Below are 6,604 nucleotides of genomic sequence, written 5' to 3'. Positions count from 1 at the left end.
TCGATCAGCCGGTCCTCGCCCTCCGGTATGTACTTTCTTGGCGCGGCGCTGCCGATGTGGTGTAGGCGGCAACGACCCCGCATGCGATGTCGTACATCGCTTGGCCATACCGATGCCGAGGGAACGAGGGCTACTGGCGCAAGGGCATGAATCAGGCCGACGCACCTTACCTTCCGCTGACTCCAGAGGTCGTTGACGCCCCCTGGGGGCGAGGCACACACCGGCCTGTATCCGCTCAGCGATGACGCAGTTGCTGGTGGATAGCGGGCATATGCGGCGCTTTTGTCCATTAGTTGAAGTCAGTCGCGCAGCGATTGGCGAGGGGCACCGAAGCCATCCGCTGTGCCCAAGGATGATTAGCGTCATGGACGCTGAACTCAAACACTGGCTGGACTCGGGCGAGTACTTCGACTACCTCGGATTCGACATCTTCTACCGTGTCGAGGGCGACGGGCCCCCGCTGCTGCTGATCCACGGCTATCCGTTCAACACGTTCGACTGGGCGCCGATCTGGCCCACGCTGACGCAACGGTTCACCGTCATCGCACCGGACATGATCGGCATGGGCTTCTCCGACAAACCCATGGCCTACGAATACTCGGTACACGACCACGCGGACATGCACGAAGCGCTGCTGCAGCACCTGAACATCAGCAACGCCCACATCCTGGCCCACGACATCGGCGATTCCGTGGGCCAGGAACTGTTGGCCCGTCACGAATTTGGGCAGCAGGCCTACGGCGCGCTGCGCATCGACTCGATCACTTGGCTCAACGGCGGAATGTTCATCGAGTCGTACACGCCCAGGGCCGCGCAGAAGCTGATGTCGGGTACCCCGTTGGGCGACATCTTCAGTCATGTGCAGAACAGTCCGCTGTCTCGCCGGCTGCTGGAACCCACGCTGCGCGAGATGTTCGGCCCGAACACCAAGCCGACCCGGCACATGATGGACGTGTTCAACCAGATCCTGGACTACAACGACGGCCGCCGGGCGCTGCACAAGGTGGGCCGGTTCATCAACGATCGCTACACGCACCGCAACCGGTGGGTGCGTGCCATGCGGCAGACCGCGGTTCCGATGCGATTGATCGACGGGCCGGTCGACCCCAACTCCGGTGCCCACATGGCGCGCCGCTACGCCGAGGTGATACCGAACCCCGATGTGGTGATGCTGGCCGACGACATCGGGCACTGGCCGCAAATCGAGGCACCCGAAGCGGTATTGACAAACTTCCTCGCCCACATCGATCGGGTCGCGGCTGGCTGAACTGCGGGCCGAGCCATCGCCTTTATCCGGTGTCCCGCTTGGGCCGGCCGGGTAGTAGTAGGAGTGTGATGAACAAGCAGGAGTTGGCTCGCGAGCTTGGCCACCCCGGCGCGCAGAAGCTGCTCTCCGGGTCCATGGCAAGGCTCGCTTACAATGGACCCGATGGCTTTCCGCGGGTAATCCCCGTCGGGTTCTACTGGACCGGCGAACGCGTCGTCGTCTCCACGGCACCGACGGCCCCGAAAGCCCGCGCGCTTGCATCACGGCCGCAAGTCGCGTTGACGATCGACACCGGCTCCACGCCAGAAGAGGCGAAGGCGCTCTCGGTGCGTGGCCTCGCCACCCTCGAAACCATCAACGGGGTCACCGACGAGTACCTCGCGGCGGCGAGGATCTCCATGGACGGACCCGAGCTTGCCGACTTCGAACGCAACGTGCGGTCCACCTATAAGCAGATGGTGCGCATCTCGATCGAGCCGCTCTGGGCGCGGTTTTATGACTTTGGCGCGGGCCGGTTACCGGCGTTCCTCGCAAACCTCGTCAACGACGGTTAACGAAATTCGTCGATGCGTCACCGGGCGCTGAAGGCAAAAACCGTTGTTGAATCGTAGGTTTGGCCCGGGTTGAGCGCGGTGGTCGGGAAGGTCGGGTGATTCGGAGTATCGGGGTAGTGCTGGGTCTCCATCGTGAATCCGGCGCCCTGCCGGTAGCTGTGCCCGCTGGTACCCGTCAACGACCCGTCGAGGAAGTTGGACGTGTAGAACTGCACACCGGGCTCGGTGGTGGAGACGGTCAGCACGCGCCCCGACTTCGGGTCCTCGGCCCTGGCCGCCTCCACCAGCCCGGAGTTGTTGCCGCGGTTGATCACCCAGTTGTGGTCGTAACCGTGGGCCAGCAACAGCTGCGGGTCATTCGCGGTGATATGCGCGCCGATCGCGGTCGGTGATGTGAAATCGAACGGTGTGCCCTTCACCGGGGCGATCTGCCCGGTCGGGATCTGCGTCGGGTCGGTCGGAAGGTAGTTGTCGGCGTAGATGGTGACCTTCTGGTCGTAGACGTCGAGCGTGTCCTCACCTGCCAAGTTGAAGTAGCTGTGATTGGTCAGATTGATCACGGTCGGCGCATCGGTGGTCGCGTGGTAGTCGATGCGCAGTTCGTTGTTGCGGTCCAGGGTGTAGGTGACGGTGGTGCTCAGCGTCCCGGGATAGCCCATTTCTCGTGCGGGGCTGACATATTGGAGCTTGAGGCCGACGCTGTCGCGACTGTTCTGCGGACCCGCCTGCCACACCTTTGTATCGAATCCCGAGGTGCCGCCATGCAGGCTGTTGCCGTTATTGTTGATCGGCAACTGATACTCGTTGCCGTTCAACGAGAAAGTCCCCTTGGCGATCCGATTGCCATAGCGGCCGATGATCGCGCCGAAGTAGGTCTTGGCGGATCCCGTGTTGTTCAGGTAGCCGGCCAAGGTCGGAAAGCCCAGCACCACGTTGTCGACGCCGCCGGTGCGATCGGGCACCTCAATCGACTGAATGATGCCGCCGTAGTTCAAAATTCGCACGCGCATGCCGTGTCCACTGGTGAGCGCGTAACGGGTCACCGGGTGGCCATCCACCTGACCGAACGGCTCGCTGGTGATCGATGGCGGCCCACCGGGTATCGGCGCATTGGAGTGGGTGCTACACGCCGCCAAGCCCGCTACACCGGCCATGGCGATCGGCCGAAGTAGTCGTCTGCCGCGCATGGGCGCTCCTCGCAGCTTGGTCGCGGGGCCGAACCCTGACGATGATAGCGCCAGCGCCGCGCGGATCGACTTAATCGGAACACGCAGTCACTACCCGGTGCAATGCACCTCGACGACGCGGCCCGACGAGACCTTAGCCAGCGCGGCGTTCTGAGCGGCCGCCGGGGTCGAGCCCCAGTCGGCGCCCCAGCCGGCGGGTCCGAGCGCCAAAGCGATGCAACGATTGTGCGTCCACGACGCGACCGTGCAACCGGGGCCGTGCACCTGGCAATTCCCCAACGCGACGTGGGTGGCCTCCTCCATGGTGCTGGCGTTGTTGGCCCAACCCGTCCAGCCGGTGACGGGGGAGTAGGCGATGACGGCATAGCGGTCAACGGCCGCCGCCTGCGCGGCGGGTGACGCCACGAACGCGGCGCCGAAGAAAGCGAAGGCGGCCAAGGCGATCAAGGCGTAGATGCGGTGGCGGGTCATGGCGAAACCTCACGAGTCGTTCTCAGTGGACGAACTCAGCCTCGGAGGCGCCGCTTGGAAGATCCTCCAGGAATCCTTGGTGCTACCGCGCCTTCCGGAGATCGGCGAGCGAGTTCCGCAGTCCACCATCCAGGCGGATCTGGATCGCCGCCACCGCAACCATCACCCCCGCGGTCACCAGATGCACCACCGCGTCGGTCATGTTGTGGGGAAACGTGAAGACGAAGGCCACCTGGTGCGAAAAGAACGCCCAAATGCCCGGCAGCGCACCGGCGATCGCGGCGAACAAGAGATACAACACCGCCCACGACTTGCGCATCGCAAAAACCAAACCCGGCCCGAACAAGGCCAGGCCGGCGACGGCGTGCCAGCCGTTGTAGTCCATCCCGAAAAGTTGAACAGTGGGGGCGCCCGGTCCGGTCGCAAAGCTGGGCTCGAGGATGAAGCCGATCACCGCCTGCACCAGATGGAAAACGCAGATGACCAGCAGCCCGATCTGGGCGAAACTCCACCTCACGTTGCACCTCCTTGTGCACGGTGGGATCGCCCCGAATACTACGCCGGGTAGTAGACCCTGGCAACGCTCACTTCCGGCCGGGTAGCCGCATCACCGCGCGCACGACGGGCACCAACGATTTCTGCCACAGGGTCGACGGAACGCCAAGCGGCGGATCGAGATTGAACACGCGCGCGGCCGCGATCGTCTGCGATTCGGTGTATTTCAGCAGGCCCTCGGGACCGTGCCGACGGCCGACGCCGGACTGGCCCATCCCGCCCATCGGCGCGCTGAGACTGCCCCACGCGAACGCGTAACCCTCGTTGACGTTGACCGTCCCCGAGCGCAGCCGGGCGGCGATCTGCTCGCCCTCCGCGGCCGAGCCGGCGAACACGCTGGCGTTCAGCCCGTACTCGCTGTCGTTGGCCTTCTGCACGGCCTCGTCCACGTCGGCGACGGGATAGATCGACACCAGCGGGCCGAACGTCTCGTTGGCCGCGCACTCCATCTCCGGCGTGACGTCGGTCAGCACCGTCGGCTCGTAGAACAGCGGCCCGACATCGGGTCGCGCGACGCCGCCTGTGATCACCTTGGCGCCCTTGGCTTTCGCGTCGTCGACGTGGTCGGTCACCGTGTCGAGCTGACTCGCGGAGATCAGGCTGCCCATGTCCACGGAGAAGTCATACGCGGTGCCCAGCTTCATGTTTCGGACCGCGGCGCCGAACTTGCTGGTGAAGTCGTCGGCGATGTCCTTCTCGACGTAGATGCGCTCGATGGAGATGCACAGCTGGCCCGCGTTGGAAAAGCACGCGCGGGTGGCGGCCCGCGCGGCCTTGTCGAGGTTGGCCCCGCGCGTGACGATCATCGCGTTCTTGCCGCCGAGTTCGGCCGAGAAACCGATCAGCCGGCGGCCGCAGTGTTCGGCGAGCTGCCTGCCGGTGGCGGTCGAGCCGGTGAACATCAGGTAGTCGCAGTTGTCGATGATCGCGGTGCCGACCACCGAGCCCGGCCCGGGCACGATCGCGTAGAGCGCGCGCGGCAGCCCGGCGCTATACATCAGCTCGGCGCACGCCAGCGCGCAATACGGGGTCTGGCTGTCCGGCTTGAGCACCACCGCGTTGCCCGCCAGCAGCGCCGGCACCGAGTCCGACGCCGTCAGCGTCATCGGGTAGTTCCACGGCGAGATCACCCCCACCACGCCCTTGGGCTGGTAGGTGACGACGGTCTTGCCGATTCCCGGGAGCAGCGCCTGCACCTTGCGGGGCTTCAGCAGGTCGGCGGCGACGCGCACGTAGTAGTTCGCGTTCGCCATCAGGTCGACGATTTCCTCCTGCGCCGCCCAGCGGGCCTTCCCGGCCTCGGCTTGCAGCAGGTCCATGAGGAACTCGCGGTTCTCCACGACCAGGTCGCGATAGCGGCGGATGACGTCGACGCGGTCGGCGACGGGACGCCGAGCCCACTCGACCTGCGCCGCGCGGGCCTCGGCGAACGCCGCTTCGACGTCCTCGGCCGTGCCGATGGGGATCGTGGCCAGCGGCTTGCCGGTGAACACCTCATCGATCGTCTTGGTGTCGCGCGCGGCGACGTCCTTGATCGCGGCGAGCTGGCGCAGGCGGTCGAAAACCTCGGCTGATGGTGCGGACATGTCGTTACCCCTCGGAAGTGCACAAGCGTCCAAAGCACCAGCCTATCGCCGCGACTACAGTGCTCCATCGTGAAGCCTGACGCGGTTGCCTTCGCCGAGCAGTGGGTGGACGCGTGGAACGCCCACGACGTGGAGTCGATTCTGCAGCATTTCGCCGACGACGTCGTGTTCACGTCACCGGTGGCCGCCAGGCTGCTCCCGGAGACCGGCGGCATCGTTCGGGGCAAACCCGCGCTCCGCGACTACTGGACCCTGGCGTTGCAGCGCGTCCCGAACCTGCGGTTCGCCGTCGAGGGCGTGTACGACGGCATCGGCACCATCGTCGTCGCCTACCGCAACCAGGACGGCGGCCTGGTCAGCGAAGTGCTCCGCTTCGGCGACGGCCTGGTGATCGAGGGCCACGGTACGTACCTCGTTGCCGCGCAACAAGATTAGACGATCGGTGTCGGCGGGCCGTCCGGCTCGGCGGCAGGCGACAGGTCGAGTTGCATCCAGGCGACGTCGTGCCAGCTGTCGTGTTTCCAGCCGACGCGACGGTAGAGGCCCGCATCCCGAAACCCGAAGGATCGATGAAAGGCGTTGCTGGACTGGTTGGGCTGGGTGATGCCGGCGAAGGCGCGACGATAACCGCGCTCGGCCAGCCGGCGCAGTAGCCGCGTGTAGAGCTCGCGGCCGGCGCCCGCACGGTGATGCGAACTATCGATATAGACGCTGGTTTCGGCCGACCACTGGTACGCCGCGCGCGGATTGAACGCGTGCGCGTAGGCGTAGCCGATCACTCGCCCGGCAGCGTCCTCGGCGACAAGCCACTCATGGGTCGCCCGGGCCGCGGCGATGCGCGCCGCCATTTCGGCCACCGTCGGGACTTCGACTTCGAAGGTGATCGCCGTGTTCTCGACGTAGGGTCGGTAAACCGCCGCGCAACCGGCGGCGTCCTCGGGGACCGCCGCGCGCACCGCGCTATCGCTTGCTGCCACGCCGGTA

At 65.6% G+C, this 6,604-nt stretch carries 8 protein-coding genes; 3 read left to right on the top strand and 5 right to left on the bottom strand.

The window, feature by feature from the left end; all coding sequences use genetic code 11:
- Positions 1–364: 364 nt before the first annotated feature.
- Together A5673_RS24025 and A5673_RS24020 are read left to right on the top strand one after the other, a co-directional pair.
- A complete protein-coding gene (locus tag A5673_RS24025) occupies positions 365–1,267 on the top strand; it encodes an alpha/beta fold hydrolase (protein WP_068238442.1) in 903 nt (300 codons plus the stop codon).
- A gap of 68 nt (positions 1,268–1,335) precedes the next feature.
- On the top strand, positions 1,336–1,821 hold the full coding sequence (locus tag A5673_RS24020; protein ID WP_068238441.1) for a pyridoxamine 5'-phosphate oxidase family protein: 486 nt from the start codon (positions 1,336–1,338) through the stop codon (positions 1,819–1,821).
- A 17-nt stretch (positions 1,822–1,838) separates the two neighbouring features.
- On the opposite strand, the gene A5673_RS24015 is transcribed toward A5673_RS24020, so the two are convergent.
- From A5673_RS24015 to A5673_RS24000, 4 genes are all read right to left on the bottom strand, one after another.
- Positions 1,839–3,008 carry an aldose epimerase family protein gene (locus A5673_RS24015; RefSeq protein WP_068238440.1) on the bottom strand — a complete coding sequence of 390 codons (1,170 nt, stop codon included), beginning with the start codon at positions 3,006–3,008 and terminating at the stop codon, positions 1,839–1,841.
- Between the two features lie 90 nt (positions 3,009–3,098).
- Entirely contained in the window at positions 3,099–3,479 is a 381-nt protein-coding gene (locus A5673_RS24010; protein ID WP_068238439.1) for a DUF4189 domain-containing protein, read from the bottom strand.
- Between the two features lie 82 nt (positions 3,480–3,561).
- Positions 3,562–3,996, bottom strand: a complete 435-nt coding sequence (locus tag A5673_RS24005) for a DUF4383 domain-containing protein (protein WP_068238436.1) — start codon at positions 3,994–3,996, stop codon at positions 3,562–3,564.
- 67 nt (positions 3,997–4,063) lie between these two features.
- Positions 4,064–5,620 carry a succinic semialdehyde dehydrogenase gene (locus A5673_RS24000; protein ID WP_068238434.1) on the bottom strand — a complete coding sequence of 519 codons (1,557 nt, stop codon included), beginning with the start codon at positions 5,618–5,620 and terminating at the stop codon, positions 4,064–4,066.
- Between the two features lie 69 nt (positions 5,621–5,689).
- Here A5673_RS24000 and A5673_RS23995 point away from each other — a divergent pair, with 69 nt between their 5' ends.
- Entirely contained in the window at positions 5,690–6,055 is a 366-nt protein-coding gene (locus A5673_RS23995) for a nuclear transport factor 2 family protein (RefSeq protein ID WP_156748560.1), read from the top strand.
- On the opposite strand, the gene A5673_RS23990 is transcribed toward A5673_RS23995, so the two are convergent.
- The gene (locus tag A5673_RS23990; RefSeq protein WP_068238428.1) at positions 6,052–6,597 is read right to left on the bottom strand and encodes a GNAT family N-acetyltransferase; all 546 of its coding nucleotides are present in this window, start codon (positions 6,595–6,597) and stop codon (positions 6,052–6,054) included. The two genes, A5673_RS23995 and A5673_RS23990, sit on opposite strands and share 4 nt — an antisense overlap.
- Positions 6,598–6,604 lie beyond the last annotated feature (7 nt).

Source organism: Mycobacterium sp. E3198 (assembly GCF_001667015.1).
Lineage (GTDB): Bacteria > Actinomycetota > Actinomycetes > Mycobacteriales > Mycobacteriaceae > Mycobacterium.
The sequence above is the reverse complement of the archived record's forward strand: the minus strand, read 5'-3'. Positions and strand labels throughout refer to the sequence as shown.

Bases quoted from the DNA above. Each gene is read 5' to 3' on its own strand.
- A5673_RS24000 (WP_068238434.1), bottom strand. From the start codon at position 5,620: ATGTCCGCACCATCAGCCGAGGTTTTCGACCGCCTGCGCCAGCTCGCC.
- A5673_RS24025 (WP_068238442.1), top strand. From the start codon at position 365: ATGGACGCTGAACTCAAACACTGGCTGGACTCGGGCGAGTACTTCGAC.
- A5673_RS24010 (WP_068238439.1), bottom strand. From the start codon at position 3,479: ATGACCCGCCACCGCATCTACGCCTTGATCGCCTTGGCCGCCTTCGCT.
- A5673_RS24015 (WP_068238440.1), bottom strand. From the start codon at position 3,008: ATGCGCGGCAGACGACTACTTCGGCCGATCGCCATGGCCGGTGTAGCG.
- A5673_RS24020 (WP_068238441.1), top strand. From the start codon at position 1,336: ATGAACAAGCAGGAGTTGGCTCGCGAGCTTGGCCACCCCGGCGCGCAG.